The 17,801-nt window shown below is 37.0% G+C and carries 14 protein-coding genes; 10 read left to right on the forward strand and 4 right to left on the reverse strand.

The annotated features are described in order from the left end of the window. Both ABN256_RS14985 and ABN256_RS14990 read left to right on the forward strand, forming a co-directional pair. Nucleotides 1–580 (forward strand): hypothetical protein (locus ABN256_RS14985; protein WP_349439664.1); only part of this gene is annotated, 580 nt, incomplete at its 5' end. A gap of 28 nt (nt 581–608) precedes the next feature. Further along, the gene (locus ABN256_RS14990; protein ID WP_197269498.1) at nt 609–878 is read left to right on the forward strand and encodes a PAAR domain-containing protein; all 270 of its coding nucleotides are present in this window, start codon (nt 609–611) and stop codon (nt 876–878) included. A gap of 12 nt (nt 879–890) precedes the next feature. Here the strand turns inward: ABN256_RS14990 and btuF are convergent, their stop codons facing one another. Next, the gene (gene btuF / locus ABN256_RS14995; protein ID WP_197269497.1) at nt 891–1,718 is read right to left on the reverse strand and encodes a vitamin B12 ABC transporter substrate-binding protein BtuF; all 828 of its coding nucleotides are present in this window, start codon (nt 1,716–1,718) and stop codon (nt 891–893) included. Nucleotides 1,719–1,821: 103 nt separating this feature from the next. After that, nucleotides 1,822–2,517 (reverse strand): 5'-methylthioadenosine/S-adenosylhomocysteine nucleosidase, encoded by a 696-nt coding sequence (gene mtnN, locus ABN256_RS15000; RefSeq protein ID WP_072070738.1) that lies wholly within the window; start codon nt 2,515–2,517, stop codon nt 1,822–1,824. Between the two features lie 127 nt (nt 2,518–2,644). Here mtnN and dgt point away from each other — a divergent pair, with 127 nt between their 5' ends. From dgt to ABN256_RS15020, 4 genes are all read left to right on the forward strand, one after another. Continuing rightward, nucleotides 2,645–4,153, forward strand: a complete 1,509-nt coding sequence (gene dgt, locus ABN256_RS15005; RefSeq protein WP_196553605.1) for a dGTPase — start codon at nt 2,645–2,647, stop codon at nt 4,151–4,153. A 391-nt stretch (nt 4,154–4,544) separates the two neighbouring features. Next, complete coding sequence (gene rlmD / locus ABN256_RS15010; RefSeq protein WP_349439665.1) at nt 4,545–5,870, forward strand: 23S rRNA (uracil(1939)-C(5))-methyltransferase RlmD; 1,326 nt, start codon at nt 4,545–4,547, stop codon at nt 5,868–5,870. Between the two features lie 55 nt (nt 5,871–5,925). Next, the gene (gene relA / locus ABN256_RS15015) at nt 5,926–8,163 is read left to right on the forward strand and encodes a GTP diphosphokinase (protein WP_349439667.1); all 2,238 of its coding nucleotides are present in this window, start codon (nt 5,926–5,928) and stop codon (nt 8,161–8,163) included. Between the two features lie 182 nt (nt 8,164–8,345). After that, entirely contained in the window at nt 8,346–8,651 is a 306-nt protein-coding gene (locus ABN256_RS15020) for a colicin E1 family microcin immunity protein (RefSeq protein ID WP_231619368.1), read from the forward strand. Between the two features lie 23 nt (nt 8,652–8,674). Here ABN256_RS15020 and ABN256_RS15025 read toward each other — a convergent pair whose 3' ends face one another. Continuing rightward, the gene (locus tag ABN256_RS15025; RefSeq protein ID WP_349439668.1) at nt 8,675–9,949 is read right to left on the reverse strand and encodes a colicin-like pore-forming protein; all 1,275 of its coding nucleotides are present in this window, start codon (nt 9,947–9,949) and stop codon (nt 8,675–8,677) included. A gap of 244 nt (nt 9,950–10,193) precedes the next feature. On the opposite strand from ABN256_RS15025, the gene mazG reads away from it, so the two are divergent. The 4 genes from mazG to ABN256_RS15045 all read left to right on the forward strand — a co-directional run bounded on the left by mazG (nt 10,194) and on the right by ABN256_RS15045 (nt 16,208). Further along, on the forward strand, nt 10,194–10,991 hold the full coding sequence (gene mazG / locus ABN256_RS15030; RefSeq protein WP_349439669.1) for a nucleoside triphosphate pyrophosphohydrolase: 798 nt from the start codon (nt 10,194–10,196) through the stop codon (nt 10,989–10,991). Nucleotides 10,992–11,503: 512 nt separating this feature from the next. Then, complete coding sequence (gene pyrG / locus ABN256_RS15035; protein WP_196553609.1) at nt 11,504–13,141, forward strand: glutamine hydrolyzing CTP synthase; 1,638 nt, start codon at nt 11,504–11,506, stop codon at nt 13,139–13,141. 62 nt (nt 13,142–13,203) lie between these two features. After that, entirely contained in the window at nt 13,204–14,505 is a 1,302-nt protein-coding gene (gene eno / locus ABN256_RS15040; protein WP_072070732.1) for a phosphopyruvate hydratase, read from the forward strand. Nucleotides 14,506–14,825: 320 nt separating this feature from the next. Further along, nucleotides 14,826–16,208, forward strand: a complete 1,383-nt coding sequence (locus ABN256_RS15045) for an SLC13 family permease (protein WP_072070731.1) — start codon at nt 14,826–14,828, stop codon at nt 16,206–16,208. Nucleotides 16,209–16,442: 234 nt separating this feature from the next. Here the strand turns inward: ABN256_RS15045 and mltD are convergent, their stop codons facing one another. Continuing rightward, nucleotides 16,443–17,777: a murein transglycosylase D gene (gene mltD / locus ABN256_RS15050; protein ID WP_196553610.1), complete on the reverse strand. Its 1,335-nt coding sequence runs from the start codon at nt 17,775–17,777 to the stop codon at nt 16,443–16,445. Nucleotides 17,778–17,801 lie beyond the last annotated feature (24 nt).

Here is a 17,801-nt window from a genome sequence, read left to right on the forward strand (position 1 = left end):
AATATATAATAATAATGAAGTGCCTAAATATACTGTTTCTGGTTTTAATAGTGAAATGGTTTTGTTAGAAAAAGAAGGTAATAGTTCATTATATAGTGCAGAAATCCCTTATAGAGGAGGTGGGAAATGTGATTGGCAATTAAGTAATGCTACATTAGTTTTAAATTTAAAAAATAATGGAACCTTTGCTAACAATATTAATTACATATCAGGTTCAGGTATTATAATTATTTTTGATAATAATCAACCCCAAAGAATAGGAGGAAAAGAAATAAATAAAAAAGGAGATTTTGAAATTTATTCGCAATATTTCCCTTGGGTTAATCAATTATATAGAACAAATTATGATAAGTATTTGTTATTATATGGTGAAAAGCTATTTATTTATTATAAATCACGTGATGCTAAAGAAATTACTTGGAGACCAATTATACATACTGATGCGGTCGTTTACTCTGAATATCCTGCAGAACGTAAAACAAAAGGTATCCAACGAACATTTTACTACTCTGATGGTACACAAGAAATAACTAATGAATCTAATCCTAATTACCAAAAATTACTCTCATTAATTAAGTAATTATTTCTATTTTAAAATATAGATTAAAATGCGTAGCACAATTCAAGGACGAAAGATCATTTTAAAAAATGATACGACCAATACAAAAGGAACCGTATTAAGCGGTTCTTTATTAGCGAAACAACTCCATGAAATAGCTTGCCTTGGTGATGAAGTTTATTGTCCCGCTTGTCAGCAAACAGGCAAAATTATTGAAGGCGATGCGATGATGAAAATAAACAATATCCCCGTCGCATTAGAAGGACATAAAGTACAATGCGGTTGTTTAAATGGCTGTGTATTAGTGGCTATTGAGTAATTAATAATTTTGCTAATTGTTCGTTGCTATCGCCTCACAAATTTGCTGTGCTGCATTAATAATGCGCGGTGAAGGGCGACTAAAACTGTCTTCATCAATAGCAATAACGGGAACAGTAAGCTGGGGTTGCCAAAATGTTTGTACGGTAGGTATTTGCTCTGCTTTACCACTGAATATAATTAAATCAGGTTGCTTTGTAAGTACTTGCTCACGACTTACTTGAGGCCATGCCACAGGGCTATTAGCGAAGATATTTTCACCGCCACAAAGTTCGGTAATATGGCTTTGTAATGTACTGTTTGATGTAGTAAATAACGGTTGCATCCCAAATTGAATAAACACTTTTTTCTTGGGTTGATTTGATATATTTGATGCATATTGTTGCTGCAATACTTGATATTGCTGACGCAATTGTTGGGCATTTTTTATTGCAATATCAGGATGATGGCTATAATTGGAAAGGGTAACAAGATCGTCTGCAATTTCTTCAATACTTTGTGGATCAGAATAAATAATAGGAATCCCCAAAGCTTTTAACTGATCTAATGGACGCTGTGGATTACCGCCTTGCCATGCAATCACTAAATCGGGTTTTAATAATAGAATGCGCTCGATATTAATACCCTGCCAATTAGCGACTTGTTCAATATTTTTAGCAGCCTTTGGATAATCAGAGTAAGCACTAACTCCGACAATATTATCTCCCATTCCTGCGTCATAAGCCATTTCGGTGGCTGACGGCGATAGCGTAATAACACGATCAGCAGGCGTAGTAGCAATAGAAAAATTTAGCCAAAATAATGAACAGAGCAATAATCCAAGATTGATAAATAAACGCATTACTTTTCCAATAGTAAAAATACCCCCCTATTTTTTATCTTAGAATAAGCAAAAAATAAAGGTGGGGTATTGATAAAGCGATATTAGGATTATCTCGACTTAATTAGTCTTTTAATTTATCCAACATCGCTGTCACCATTAAGCTCGATTGTTCTGCGGCAACAGATAAAAACTCATCAAAACTTAAATGCGATTCTTTATCGGCTACATCAGAAATAGCACGAACCACAACAAATGGCGTGTCGAATTGATGGCAAACATGGCCAATCGCGGTTGATTCCATTTCTACGGCAGCAACATCTGGGAATGTACGACGAATGCGTGCTAAAGGCTCTGCACCATTAATAAAGGCATCACCGCTACAAATTAAACCACGAACAGCATTTAATTTTAGCGATTCAATACACTCTTCTGCGATGCTAACAAGTTTAGGATCTGCAATAAAAGCAGGAGGACATTGTGCCATCTGGCCAGGTTCATAACCAAACGCAGTCACATCAGCATCGTGATAACGAACTTCTGTTGAAATAACGATATCACCGACATTTAATCTTGAATCTAAGCCGCCCGCAGAGCCAGTATTGATAACGACATCAGGACGAAAATGCTCAAGTAATAATGTTGTGCCAATTGCTGCTGCAACTTTACCAATACCTGACTTTAATAATGCAACATCAACACCGTTGATTGTGCCTGTATAAATTTCACAACCGCCACGCGATAAGATTTGGCAATCTTCAATTTTCTCACGCAGAAGTGTGACTTCTTGCTCCATTGCACCTATTACGCCAACTCTCATTGTGTCATACTCACTTGTAGGTTAATAATAAATAGAAATTTAAATAGAGTTTAACATCTATCGGAAAAACACGATATAACACAAAGAATAGAGAATTCGTTTCATCGAAACCAGAAAGAGGACAGAAATGATCGATTTTAAGCTGAAGTTAAATTATCAACGCAAATATAACAGCAGTGATATCGATATTAACGATGAAATACAGGTTTCTCGTCAATTTGAAAGTGATCGCGGACGTATTATTAACTCAGCAGCTATTCGCCGTTTACAACAAAAAACGCAAGTCTTCCCTTTAGAGCAAAATTCCGCAGTCCGTAGCCGTCTTACTCACTCTCTTGAAGTTCAGCAAATTGGTCGTTATATCGCTAAACAAATCATCGGTGAATTAAAAAAGCAAAATAAGCTTGAAGCTTATGGCTTAATTGATCGCATTGATAGTCTTGAAAGTTTAATTGAGATGGCGTGCTTAATGCACGATATTGGTAATCCCCCCTTTGGACATTTTGGTGAAGCCGCAATTAAGCATTGGTTTGAAAAAGTATTACCACCAGAGGCAACAGCCGAATTCGATAGTTGTCCGTTTATCCCAATGCAGTATTCAGCTAAAGTGCAATTAAATGAATTACGACAAACTTTACGCCAAGATTTATGCCAATTTGAAGGCAATGCTCAAGCTATTCGAATGGCACATCATCTTCTTAAATTGAATTTAACCTATGCTCAAATTGGCTGTGTATTAAAATATACTCGTCCTGCTTATTGGCAAGGAGAAATCCCCAAAGAATATAGCTATTTAATGAAAAAACCGGGGTATTACTGGTCTGAATTAGCTTTCGTAAAAGAAGTACAAGAAAAATTAGATATGGGTGAATTTTGTCGCTTTCCTCTCACATATATTATGGAAGCTGCTGACGACATCTCGTATTGCATTGCGGATTTAGATGATGCGGTAGAAAAGGGGATTTTTGATATCAACCGTCTTGTTCACCTTTTACGGGATGCTTGGCGTGAAAATGGCGATGTGACTGAAGGTGATTTATTCGATATAACAGTTAATCGGGCTTATAAAAAAGTTGATCAAAATGAAGCCAAACGTAGTATGCAAGATCAATTTTTTATGTATTTGAGAGTTTATATTACAGGGAAGTTAGTCCCTTATACGGCACATCGATTTATAAAAAATCTTTCTCAAGTTTATGAAGGAAGTTTTAACCATGCCCTATTGGAAGGTAATAGTGCAGAGCATCGTTTATTAACAACCTTAAAAAGTGTCGCTAAAAAATGGGTGTTTAGTCATCCTGAAGTTGAAGAGCTTGAAATGAAAGGATATCGCGTGATCAGTGGATTACTCGATATCTATAAGCCCTTGCTTTTATTATCAGCTGAAGATTTTGTAAGGTTGCATAAATATAACGAACACCCTAAATATGTTATTGAGACTCGTTTATATCATAAGCTTTCTGTTAAACATAAACTGGCTTATAACGAAATGTTAGAAAAGCTAGATGATATAAATACTGAAAGAGGAAAAATTTTAGAATTTTATTATCGCACAAGATTAATTCAAGATTATATCAGTGGAATGACCGATCATTATGCTTATGAAGAATATAGAAAATTAATGGTTTGTGATTGATTTGTAATCATTAAGAGAAATGCTATCTAATTGATTGATGATAATTTTTAGGCTTTTCTTAGTGATAAGGAAGATTTATTAAAACAACAGAAAATAGATGTTGTTAATTGTAAATATATTCAATATAAAAGTTATATATAATATTTGTTAGTTATAGAACAATATAAAATACATAAGACTAGTGTCTTAGGTTGTTATCATTAAAAGTTTTCTCAATTTTTAATAAAAATATTGCTTATATCAGTTAAGTAAATAACTTGTTCGATGTTATACTCCTCCCATGTTTTCTTCTGAAATGCATAGTCATTCATGTAACGCTGAAAAACATACAGCGTATTCTAAAACGATGTCATTTCACTGTTAATCCATCATTGAAACTTAATTTAATACTATGGTGCAGTTTTATTCCCCTAAAAAACGTCCTGTGAAAAAACAGGTAGCAACGTTGGAAGTGACCGCCAGTGCATTGGATGCAAATGGTCAAGGTATTGCTCATGCTGAGGGCAAAACAATTTTTGTAAAAGGATTACTCCCACAAGAAACTGCTCGAATTCGTTTAACAGAAGAAAAGCGCCAATTTGCTAAAGGCGAAGTTATTAAGCGTTTAACAACCAGTGAACAGCGTATAGCTCCTCATTGTGAATATTATGAGCGTTGTGGCGGTTGTCAGCAGCAACATGTACCAATTACATTGCAACGAACAACAAAGGCGAGTGTGTTATCACATCTTATTAAACGCGAAACCGGTGTGGTGATTTCTGCCGAGCCTGTGATTGCAGGCGCTGAATATGGTTATCGTCGTAGAGCAAGATTGGGATTACGCTATCAACCTGAAAAAGGTTTGGTAATGGGCTTTCGTCAAGAGCGCTCTAATGACTTGGTCATGATAAAAACATGTCCAGTGTTAAAACCACAGCTAAATGATTTATTAACGCCTCTTTGGACATGTCTTAAAAAATTAACGTCAGTGCGTGATTTAGGGCATGTTGAAATGGTGCTTGCCGATAATGGGCCATTGGTGATTTTACGTCATTTATCACCATTGCCTGAGCACGATAAACAAAGTTTGCGAGATTTCTCTCAAACTCATCAAGTTACGATATATCTTGCAGGTGATAATAGCGAGATAGCACGATTAACTTCAATTGAGAAGGAACCCTTCTATCAAATTGAAGGTCTTAATTTACGCTTTGCACCCACTGATTTTATTCAAGTGAATGATGAAATAAATCCTAAGATGGTTGCTCAAGCCATTGAATGGCTTGATTTATCGCCAGAAGATCGCGTATTAGATCTGTTTTGTGGTATGGGAAATTTTACCTTACCTATCGCGAAACGAGCCCGTGATGTGGTGGGTATAGAAGGTGTGCCCTCACTGGTTGAAATGGCGAAACAGAATGCAAAACTAAACCAATTAGGTAATGCGCATTTTTGGCATGCAGATTTATCGGCTGATTTTTCTGCGATGCCGTGGTCGAAAGAAGGGTTTAACAAAGTATTGTTAGATCCTGCAAGAGCAGGGGCTTTGGAGGTAATGTCACATATTGTGAAGTTATCCGCAGAAAAAATCGTGTATGTTTCCTGTAATCCGACCACGTTAGCCAGAGATAGTAAGATATTATTAGATTCTGGATATCAGTTAACCAGTTTAAAAATGTTGGATATGTTTCCACAAACGGGTCATCTGGAATCAATGGCACTGTTTAGTCGAAAATAAACAGTTAGCCAGTAAATAAGTCGCAAATAAGATTTATACCGTGTAGGGAGAGAATATGGTTGCAGTAAGAAGTGCTCACTTAACACCTGCAGGAGAGTTTGCTGTTGATAAATGGGTCAACAGTTTGAACTTAACCCATGTCAATGCAGGTAGTGAAATAATGCAAACCTGGGAATACTGCCATCGTACTGTTCAAGGGCGTGAAAATGCCGAACTGTTATTGTGGCGTGGTGTTGAAATGGTTGAGCTTCTTTCGACACTAAGCATGGATAAAGACAGCATGAGGGCGGCGCTCCTTTTCCCGCTTGCTGAAGAAAATCTTATTGATCAGGAAATCGTTACTGAACATTTTGGTGATGCCATTTGGAGCTTAGTGCGCGGTGTTATGGAAATGGATGCCATACGCCAATTAAAAGCGACACATACCAATGAAACAAGTTCAGTTCAGGTGGATAATGTACGTCGTATGTTGTTATCCATGGTGGAAGATTTCCGTTGTGTAGTCATCAAACTTTCAGAGCGTATTGCCCATTTACGTGAAGTGAAAGATGCCACAGAAGATGAGCGCGTACTGGCTGCCAAAGAATGTTTTAATATTTATGCGCCATTAGCCAACCGATTGGGTATTGGTCAATTAAAATGGGAATTAGAAGATTTTTGTTTCCGTTATCTTCATCCTGATGAATATAAAAAAATAGCAAGCTTGCTTCATGAGCGTCGTATCGATCGCGAACAGTATATTGATAATTTTGTCAGTACCGTACGTGGTTTTATGAAAGAAGAGAATGTCGATGTAGACATCTATGGGCGTCCCAAACATATCTACAGTATTTGGCGTAAAATGAAGAAAAAGAACCTCGCATTTGATGAGTTATTCGATGTGAGGGCTGTTCGTATCGTCGTTGAACGTCTTCAAGACTGTTATGCCGCATTGGGAATTGTGCATACGCATTTTCGTCATTTACCTGATGAATTTGATGATTATGTTGCAAACCCAAAACCTAATGGTTACCAATCAATCCATACTGTTGTGTTAGGACCTGAAGGTAAAACAGTTGAAATCCAAATACGTACTCGTCAAATGCATGAAGATGCAGAATTGGGTGTTGCTGCGCACTGGAAATATAAAGAAGGTGCAACAGGTGCTGCGACGAAAGGCGGTACAGGTAGTTATGAAAACCGTATTGCATGGTTACGTAAACTGATTGCGTGGCAAGAAGAGATGGCGGATTCTGGCGAAATGCTCGATGAAGTTCGTAGCCAAGTTTTTGATGATCGAGTGTATGTCTTTACACCAAAAGGTGATGTGGTTGATTTACCTGCTGGTTCTACGCCACTTGATTTTGCTTATCATATTCACAGTGATGTAGGGCACCGCTGTATTGGAGCGAAAATCGGCGGACGTATTGTGCCATTTAGCTATCAATTACAGATGGGGGACCAAATTGAAATCATCACACAAAAACATCCTAACCCAAGTCGCGATTGGTTAAATCCTAACTTAGGTTATGTCACTACAAGTCGTGGACGTGCGAAAATTCACAATTGGTTCCGTAAGCAAGATCGTGATAAAAATATTCTTGCGGGGCGCCAGATTTTAGATAACGAATTGGCACATATGGATATCAACATGAAAGAAGCAGAAAAACTGCTGATTGCGCGTTATAACGTGCATAGTGTTGATGAAGTATTAGCTGGTATTGGTGTCGGTGATATCAGAATTAATCAGTTAGTGAACTTTATTCAAAGTAAATTAAATAAAGCCACTGCGGAAGATGAAGATAAAGAAGCGCTGAGAACACTCGAGAGCAAAACACCAGCACCAAGAACCACAGGCTCAGGGAGTAGTATTGTCGTTGAGGGTGTTGGTAATTTAATGCACCATATTGCTCGCTGTTGCCAACCTATTCCGGGTGACAATATTGTTGGTTTTATTACTAAAGGCCGAGGTATTTCGATTCACCGTGCTGACTGTGAACAACTTGCTGAGTTACTCTCTCATGCACCAGAACGTATTGTTGATGCGGTATGGGGGGAGAATTATTCCAGCGGTTATTCATTAGTCGTTCGTGTTGTCGCTAATGATCGTAGTGGATTATTACGTGATATTACAACTATCTTAGCGAATGAAAAAGTAAACGTACTTGGTGTGAGTAGCCGTAGTGATGTGAAGCAACAAATAGCGACCATTGATATGAATATTGAGATTTATAATCTCCAAGTATTGGGTCGTATTTTGGCAAAACTTAATCAGCTACCTGATGTGATAGAAGCGAAACGCTTTTCTCACTAAAACATTAAAATGATAAGATGCCGAGACAACTGTTCTCGGCATTTTTTTATCTAAAAATCAGAAAAACTGTATATTTAGTTGGTGATTAAATTGCTAGGGTTTATTTAGAATAAGTATGGTTTTAAATAAAAGGGATCTAGTCGACAAATATGAATATAACTAAACAATATTATATTAAGAATATGTATTGGGGATGGTTTATTGGCGCTCTGTTTTTATACTCTTGCTTAGAGTATGAGTTGAAGTATGAAAGTCTAATATTGTTAATTAGTATTGCTGGTATTGGATTATATCCATTGGCTAAATGGGGGATCGAATGTTTTTTTCTTCAATTTACTACCAGAGAATTTTGGAATCGAGGATTATTTTCAGATACAGCTGGTAAAGCTGGTGGTTTGGCTTTATATAGTTTCACGGTGTTTTTATTATCTATACCAATTACAATAATTTTTATATTATTTGTGTTAGTGAGAAGGTTGTTCCTCTAAATAAACAACCTTTAAAGTATTAATTAAATACCAATCAAATTATTGGCTTTTTCAATTAAGTCGTTATCAATCAATGCTCCAATACTTGCTATAAGCAATCCATATCCTAATATCCCTATGGGACCACCTAGAAGTACACTAAATGTAAATCCTGCTACAGATGTAGCCGCCATTCCTACAAATATAGTCTCTGCTTTAACAAAAAATGGACGCCAATTATCTGTTTCTGTTGCTTTTATTAACTCTATCGATAGATCTTTAACGTCAAGAGCTTTACTTACAAAAAACATACCTTTACTAAATTTTTTTAATTTTTGAGCTATATCATCGAGTTTGATCGATTCCAATGCAGTTGCAATAGCTTTACGATCTTTGGCATTAATTCTTCTATTGATATCCGCTTTGTATTTTTCGTAAGCTTTTAGTGCATCATCAACGTTACGGATGGTTTTTCCTCTGGCTTGTTGTGCTAAAGACTCCGCTAATTTCCTTGCTTTATCACCATAAGCATTAAACACTTCTTTATAAAAATCAGCAGTAAACTTTATTGAATCATGCAACTGCTTAAAATCATCGTTTGTTTGTTCTTTTTTATTTGCTTGTTGCGCTAAAATATCAGCAATTTGGAAATTGCGATGTGTAAACGTCATATTCTTGTGGAAATTTTGGCATGCTGATTTAAAGTCTTGTTCTCTGATATATTTTTGCATTTCAGGGAAATTATTTATATTGTCTGCACCTTTATCTGCATATAAGGCATGTAAAGCTAATCTAACTGAGGGTAACCAGCGGGAATATTCCCCAAATTTTTCACCTATATTTTGTAACATAGGGTCTGGATGAGGACTAAAATGAATATCAAAAAGAAAACCATTTATATAGTTCATTTTTTGGTAAAACATTCTACTTAGATTCAGGTCTGCTTCAAATATACGACCTATATTTTCATTATTTAATGGAATATTATTTTCTTCCATAGTTAATAATAGCAATGGAGAACTTTCATTAAACTCGTTTGATCTATGCATTAAAGCACGGCCATAAGGTCGCATTCTTAATGCTTTTTTTAATGCTAATTCGGTTTTCTGTTTTAAGTAAGATTTACATTCATTTTTAAACGCAGGGCAATTTTTTCTTCCGCAAACAGGGCATTCTTGTTTTTTATCCTGTATAAAATTATTACAAATAATATTTGTAGCTTGATTAAAAGAAAAACCATTATTAAAAGCATACTCAGGAATATAAGCATTATGTGGCGTTACAGTTAATGAACTAAATTGAATTATATTTTCACTCATTTTATTAATCCTTTGATAAAAATGACGTATTTATATGGTGTTGAAACGTGGATTTATAGCGAGGAGTATATTTGTAAATAACAAATTTATAGTTCAATTTAAAATGTCATTATTCTTTCAAAAAAGTTATTTTTAAGATCTTGAGCTTGAAATGATAAAATGCCGAGACAACTGTTTTCGGCATTTTTTTATCTGAAAAAGTGTTAAGCAGGATAAGGTCAACTCTTATTTAAAAGGCAATATGATGTCAGAAAATTGTGAAATTTTTCGTTTATTAGAAATTATGGCGCAACTACGTGATCCTGATACGGGATGTGATTGGGATAAAGTGCAGACGTTTGACACTATCGCGCCTTATACATTAGAAGAAACGTATGAAGTGCTAGATGCCATTACACGTAAAGATTTTACTGACTTAAAAGAAGAGTTAGGTGATTTGCTTTATCAAGTTGTGTTTTATTCACGAATGGCGCAAGAGCAAAAGTTATTTGATTTTAATGATATTTGTGAAGCCATTAGTAATAAGTTAGAACGCCGTCATCCTCATATTTTTGCCTCTGAAAGCGAAAACAATTTATCAACAGAAAAACATCGCTGGGAAAAACTTAAAGCACAAGAGCGTGAGGCAAAAGCACAATTTTCATTATTAGATGATATTCCTGTCACATTACCAGCTTTGATGAAAGCAGAAAAAATTCAAAAGCGATGTGCTTCTGTTGGATTTGATTGGAATGAACTTGAACCTGTTTTAGGTAAAGTATTTGAGGAAATTGATGAAGTGATGACTGAAGTGAAAAAAACACCTCAAGATGCATCTAAAATTGAAGATGAATTGGGGGATTTACTATTTTCAGTTGTAAATTTATCTCGACATTTAAAACAAAAACCAGAACAAGCCTTAAACCGAGCATGTCAAAAATTTGAACAACGTTTTCGCTTTGTTGAAAAAATGCTTTCAGAAGAAGGCATAGGCATAGAAAATGCCTCATTGGAAGAGATGGAGATCTGTTGGCAGAAAGCTAAAATACAATTAATTGAGTGAATTGTGACTCGCAAATGTTTATTGGTGTGACATTAAATGCGATAAAAAGAATAGCAAAAGCCATTGTTTTTTATCTTATTTTATAAAAAAATGAAAAAAAGCGAAATTATAAAAACTAATTTCGCTTTTTTGTTTTTAGGTGACTTAAAATATCGTCATTTCATTTTCTTGCACTAAAAATGTGATTGACCTCAAAAAAATTAAACGCATGATCAGAAGCAAAATATCGCACTAGAAACCTGCTACACTTAATATCGTGAAAAAAATAAAGCATCTCTTCTGTAAAAGTGATATCTTAGCTGAAAGGATTAAGCTAAAATGCTTGAGAAATATTTTCACGGGTTTAGTTTATTGAATTTTTACTGTTTTTTCGTGTTTAAACGGATAAGTGGCGTGATGAAAAAGAACTTTATACTACTAAGAATGTTTGTAGCGAAAATAAGGTTCGGGTATACTGTGTTCCCGTCCAGTTATATCCATCATCCTAATACACCTAAACTTTCAGGTTCAGCATGAAAACGAATTATATTTTTGTGACCGGCGGGGTCGTATCCTCTCTGGGTAAAGGCATTGCCGCAGCCTCTCTGGCGGCTATACTCGAAGCCCGTGGACTCAATGTCACCATGATGAAGTTGGATCCGTATATCAACGTCGATCCAGGTACTATGAGCCCAATTCAGCACGGGGAAGTCTTCGTTACTGACGATGGTGCTGAAACTGATCTCGACTTAGGGCACTATGAGCGCTTCATTCGCACTAAAATGACTCGTCGTAATAACTTTACGACAGGTCGCGTATACTCTGAAGTATTACGTAAAGAGCGTCGTGGTGACTATCTTGGGGCTACAATTCAAGTTATTCCTCATATCACTAATGAAATCAAAGAACGCATCATCCGTGGTGGCGAAGGCCATGATGTCGTTTTAGTTGAAGTCGGCGGGACTGTTGGTGATATCGAATCTTTACCTTTCTTAGAAGCGATTCGCCAAATGGCGGCAGAAGTGGGCCGTGAGCACACATTCTACCTGCATTTAACATTGGTGCCTTATTTAGCCGCTTCAGGTGAAGTGAAAACCAAGCCAACACAGCACTCTGTAAAAGAATTACTGTCAATCGGCATTCAACCAGATGCGTTGATTTGCCGTTCAGACCGCGTTATTCCTGCTAATGAACGTGCAAAAATTGCACTGTTCTGTAATGTACCAGAGAAAGCGGTTATTTCATTAAAAGACGTCGATTCCATTTATAAAATCCCTGCACTATTGAAATCTCAGGGATTAGATGATTATATCTGTAAACGATTCAGCTTAGATTGCCCAGTTGCAAATCTTGCAGAGTGGGAACAAGTTATTTATGAAGAAGCTAATCCTGAAGGCGAAGTAACCATCGGTATGGTTGGTAAGTATGTTGAATTACCAGATGCCTATAAATCAGTGATTGAAGCATTAAAACATGGTGGTTTTAAAAGCCGTGTTGCTGTAAATATCAAACTAATTGATTCACAAGACGTTGAAACCCGTGGCGTAGAAATGCTTAAAGGGTTAGATGCAATTTTAGTACCGGGTGGTTTTGGTGAACGTGGTATTGAGGGCAAGATTATGGCTGCTCAGTATGCGCGTGAAAATAAAATCCCTTACTTAGGCATTTGCTTAGGTATGCAGGTTGCTATGATTGAATTTGCACGTAATGTTGTTGGTATGGAAGGTGCGAACTCCACTGAATTTGCACCAGATTGTAAATATCCAGTTATCGCATTAATTACCGAATGGCGCGATGAAGACGGCAACATTGAAGTACGCTCAGATGATAGTGATTTAGGTGGCACGATGCGCCTCGGTGCTCAGCCTTGCCATTTAAGTGGTGATAGCTTAGTACGTACACTGTATGGAAAAAACACCATTACAGAACGCCATCGTCACCGTTATGAAGTAAATAATCTACTTTTAAAACGTATCGAAGATGCGGGTTTACGTATTGCAGGTCGTTCAGTAGATAACAAGCTGGTGGAAATTATTGAAAATCCAAATCATCCTTGGTTTGTTGCTTGTCAATTCCACCCAGAGTTTACCTCAACGCCGCGTGACGGCCATCCGTTATTTGCAGGCTTTGTGAAAGCAGCCTTTGATAACCAAAAAGGTTTGCTGAAATAGGATATATGAGAAGAGATAGGGTATCTCTTCTCGGAAATTTAACTTGTACAGAGGAAAACCGAATGTCCAAAATCGTTAAAGTACTTGGTCGTGAAATTATTGATTCTCGTGGCAACCCAACTGTTGAAGCTGAAGTTCACTTAGAAGGTGGTTTTGTTGGTATGGCGGCTGCTCCATCAGGCGCATCAACAGGTTCTCGTGAAGCATTAGAATTACGTGATGGTGATAAATCACGTTTCTTAGGTAAAGGTGTTCTGAAAGCGGTTTCAGCTGTTAATGGCCCGATCGCTAAAGCTATCCTTGGCCAAGATGCAAAAGACCAAGCTAACATCGATAAAATCATGATCGATTTAGACGGTACTGAAAACAAATCAAACTTTGGTGCAAACGCAATCCTAGCGGTTTCTTTAGCAAACGCAAAAGCAGCTGCAGCTGCAAAAGGTATGCCTTTGTACGAGCACATTTCTGATCTGAACGGTACTCACGGTCAATATTCTATGCCTCTGCCAATGATGAACATCATCAATGGTGGTGAGCACGCAGATAACAACGTTGATATCCAAGAATTCATGATCCAACCTGTTGGCGCACCTTCACTGAAAGAAGCTGTACGTATGGGTTCAGAAATCTTCCATCACTTAGCAAAAGTGCTGAAAGCAAAAGGTATGAACACTGCAGTTGGTGACGAAGGTGGTTATGCACCAAACTTAGAATCTAACGCTGCTGCATTAGCTGCTATCAAAGAAGCAGTTGAGAAAGCAGGTTATGTTTTAGGTAAAGATGTTACTCTGGCTATGGACTGTGCAGCTTCTGAGTTCTACAACAATGAAACCGGTAACTACGAACTGAAAGGCGAAGGCAAAACCTTCACTTCACAAGAGTTCACTCATTACTTAGAAGAACTAACTAAACAATACCCAATCGTTTCTATCGAAGATGGTTTAAACGAATCTGACTGGGATGGCTTTGCATACCAAACTAAAGTTCTTGGTGACAAAATCCAACTGGTTGGTGACGACCTGTTTGTAACTAACACTAAGATCCTGAAAGAAGGTATCGACAAAGGCATCGCTAACTCAATTCTGATCAAATTCAACCAAATTGGTTCACTGACAGAAACTTTAGCTGCAATCAAAATGGCGAAAGATGCAGGCTACACAGCTGTGATCTCTCACCGTTCTGGTGAAACTGAAGATGCAACTATCGCTGACTTAGCAGTGGGTACAGCAGCAGGCCAAATCAAAACGGGTTCTATGAGCCGTTCTGACCGTGTTGCTAAATATAACCAACTGATCCGCATCGAAGAAGCATTAGGCAACAAAGCGCCTTTCAACGGTTTGAAAGAAGTTAAAGGCCAAGCATAATCTTGCTTTTTGATTAAAAAATCTTATTAATCTAAAAGAGGAGAACCTTAAGTTCTCCTCTTTTTTTTGATTTTTTTTCAGAGAAAACAGAATATTTATTTTTAATACCTTTGAAAAAGTGTGATGTATAAGAGGAAATAGTGTTCAATTATTACTCTTTTATTAATAAATTGGTTAATTCTCGTGGATGAGATCCCAATTATTAGTTTTGCGCATTTTCAATGACGAGAAATGTTTTTATATTTCACATATAACCTATTTCGTTAACAATTATGGCTTAGTGAACCCAATGTTCATATCAGCTAATGTGGAGTATTATCATGGACGCGTCCAATTTAGCCCCATCGGCGAAGTCGAGCCCGATAAACAAACGAGGGTTAATCATTCTGGCAATCGATGTAGTTTTATTATTACTTTTGCTAGAATTTTTACCTTATGATCCAAAGGCCAATGCAGGTTTAGCATTAATGGTGTTTGTGGGTGTGTTATGGCTGACAGAAGCTATTCACGTTACGATAACAGCATTATTTATACCTATTTTAGCCGTTGTACTTGGGCTAATGAATACCAATGAGTCATTAAAATCATTTGCGAACCCCATCATTTTCTTATTCTTCGGTGGTTTTGCGTTAGCGACGGCACTTCACATTCAAGGGCTAGACCGCTTAATTGCTAACCGTTTGTTGATGATTGCAAAAGGTAAACTTTCAATCGCCGTATTGCTGTTATTTGGTGTCACTGCATTGCTTTCTATGTGGATCAGTAACACCGCTACAGCTGCGATGATGTTGCCTTTAGTATTAGGTATTTTATCTAACTTAGATATTCGTTCAGAACGTAATACTTTCGTATTCGTATTATTAGGTGTTGCTTATAGTGCGAGTATTGGTGGTTTAGGTACGTTAGTGGGTAGTCCACCAAATGCGATTGCTGCAGCCCAATTAAACTTAGATTTCATTACGTGGATGAAGTACGGTGTACCAATCATGTTGGTATTATTACCTATCATGTTTATCGTTATGTATCTGATGTTGCGTCCTAACTTAAAACATAAGTTTGATCTGAAATTAGAAGTATTAGAGTGGAATAACAAACGTGTTATTACCATGATCATCTTCTTAATTACGGTATTATGCTGGATCTTCAGCTCTTTCATCAGCAGTGCTTTTGGTGGTGTAAAAGATTTAGATACTGTGATTGCAGTTAGTGCAGCAATTGTTATTGGTGTAACCGGTGTAGCAAGTTGGAGCCAAATTCAAGAGAACACAGAATGGGGCGTATTAATGCTGTTTGGTGGAGGTTTAACACTGAGCGCAATTTTACAATCATCTGGTGCAAGCTTGGTTATGGCCGACTTTATGAAAGATACCTTTGGTAATAGCCACTGGTTTGTCATCATCCTTGCAGTAACGACCTTTATCATCGTATTAACTGAATTTACCAGTAATACAGCGAGTGCAGCGTTATTAGTGCCAATCTTTGCAACCGTAGCTCAAGCATTAGGTATGCCAGTAATGGCGTTAACGATGATTATCGGTATCGGTGCATCTTGTGCGTTCATGTTACCTGTTGCAACCCCACCAAATGCGATTGTCTTTGGCTCCGGCTATATTAAACAGACCGAGATGGTGCGAGTAGGTGGTGTGCTGAACTTAGTGTGTATCTTAGTTATTTCTCTGTTTGCTTGGTTCTTCTGGTTGTAAGTCAATACACTAAATTAACCTTGATGAGATAAAAATAGAGTGCTTGATAGTTATATCGGGCGCTTTTTTATTGCCTTTTTCTTATCTGTCATTTGGATTGGTATTCTCGTTAACATAGGGATTACTCTAGAAAAATGAGAGGTGATATGACTTTTATGGACTATAAAAAACCATCAATATTAAGACTAAAAATGTCGTAACATTGATGGCTATTTAAAATAGAAAATAAATTAATTATTTTGTGTAAAGTGTAAGTTGTGTACCCGGCTTTAACATTTTAATGTCTGAGTTCCAACTCATTAATAATTTGAGGTTAATACCGTGACGACGAGCGATGCTGTAATAAGAATCTCCCTGCCGAACTTTGTAATAACTCGGAGACGGTTTTGTCGGTTTTGTTACCGGAGTATTACTGATACTGCCTGCATTATGAATTTTTAATGTTTGTCCTACTAATAGGGTGCTTTTTGCATTTAATCCATTAATACGTTGTAAATCTTTTATGCTCATATTGTAGCGACGAGCAATAGCGTAAAATGAATCTCCTGAGCGAACTTTATAAACACCTTCTTGCTTAATTGACTGATTTGTTTTGGCAACTGCTAAACGAATAGTCTCTAATACCGCTTCATCTTCAAAAGCGTTACGGAATTGATCAAGCTTATTACGAGGCAACATAATGACATGAGGGCCATTAGGTGCGGTTATTCCACGTTTATAGCCAGGGTTATAATCTTTCACAGTATTAATAGGTAGCTGACTTAATTCAGCAACTTTATTTAGCGTGATTTGTTCACCGACATCAATGGAAGCTAATGCTTTATCACGATAATTACTTTTAGGAAAAGTAATGTTTTCTTCGTTTTCACGGATAACTTTACTTAAAGCGAGAATTTTAGGTACATAATTCATTGTTTCTTTAGGTAAAGAGAGTGACCAATAGTCTGTTGGTAGATTTTTACTTTCATTTGCCTTTATTGCTTGCATAACACGGCCTTCACCAGCGTTATAAGCAGCAAGGGCAAGTGCCCAATCACTATCAAACATTACATACAGGCGTTCAAGTAAATCAAGAGCAGCTTTGGTTGATGCCATGACATCACGGCGACCGTCATACCATTGGTTTTGTGCCAAGCCATAGTAATTACCGGTTATTGGAACAAATTGCCATAAACCGGCTGCATTTGCAGAAGAGGTAACATGGGGATTAAATGCACTTTCAACCACAGGAACTAAAGCTAGCTCCATCGGTAATTCACGTTTTTCGATTTCATCAATAATCGAATACATATAAGGTTCAGCGCGAGAAGCAACGCTTTGTATATGTTTGGGATTATTTAAAAAATACAATTCTTGCTGCGAGATCCTTTCATTCTCAGGGAGGTCCATTTTCAATTCACTTATCACATAACCCCATAAATTGGTTTTTACATCATATTGAGGTTGATGAGAAGTTGAAGTCCCTTTCGTTGATATTGGCGTAGTCGCAGACAAATTAGGTTTAATGCTCTCTGATTGCTGGCAACCCGCCAATAGCAATATGGAGAACAAAATCGCTTTTGTCTTCATAATAGAAAAATTCATCCTGTGTGT

It is taken from the genome of Proteus sp. fly-1008 (assembly GCF_040140305.1).
GTDB lineage: Bacteria > Pseudomonadota > Gammaproteobacteria > Enterobacterales > Enterobacteriaceae > Proteus > Proteus vulgaris_B.

Bases quoted from the DNA above. Each gene is read 5' to 3' on its own strand.
- ABN256_RS14990 (WP_197269498.1), top strand. From the start codon at position 609: ATGCGTAGCACAATTCAAGGACGAAAGATCATTTTAAAAAATGATACG.
- btuF (WP_197269497.1), bottom strand. From the start codon at position 1,718: ATGCGTTTATTTATCAATCTTGGATTATTGCTCTGTTCATTATTTTGG.
- mtnN (WP_072070738.1), bottom strand. From the start codon at position 2,517: ATGAGAGTTGGCGTAATAGGTGCAATGGAGCAAGAAGTCACACTTCTG.
- dgt (WP_196553605.1), top strand. From the start codon at position 2,645: ATGATCGATTTTAAGCTGAAGTTAAATTATCAACGCAAATATAACAGC.
- rlmD (WP_349439665.1), top strand. From the start codon at position 4,545: ATGGTGCAGTTTTATTCCCCTAAAAAACGTCCTGTGAAAAAACAGGTA.
- relA (WP_349439667.1), top strand. From the start codon at position 5,926: ATGGTTGCAGTAAGAAGTGCTCACTTAACACCTGCAGGAGAGTTTGCT.
- ABN256_RS15020 (WP_231619368.1), top strand. From the start codon at position 8,346: ATGTATTGGGGATGGTTTATTGGCGCTCTGTTTTTATACTCTTGCTTA.
- ABN256_RS15025 (WP_349439668.1), bottom strand. From the start codon at position 9,949: ATGAGTGAAAATATAATTCAATTTAGTTCATTAACTGTAACGCCACAT.
- mazG (WP_349439669.1), top strand. From the start codon at position 10,194: ATGTCAGAAAATTGTGAAATTTTTCGTTTATTAGAAATTATGGCGCAA.
- pyrG (WP_196553609.1), top strand. From the start codon at position 11,504: ATGAAAACGAATTATATTTTTGTGACCGGCGGGGTCGTATCCTCTCTG.
- eno (WP_072070732.1), top strand. From the start codon at position 13,204: ATGTCCAAAATCGTTAAAGTACTTGGTCGTGAAATTATTGATTCTCGT.
- ABN256_RS15045 (WP_072070731.1), top strand. From the start codon at position 14,826: ATGGACGCGTCCAATTTAGCCCCATCGGCGAAGTCGAGCCCGATAAAC.
- mltD (WP_196553610.1), bottom strand. From the start codon at position 17,777: ATGAAGACAAAAGCGATTTTGTTCTCCATATTGCTATTGGCGGGTTGC.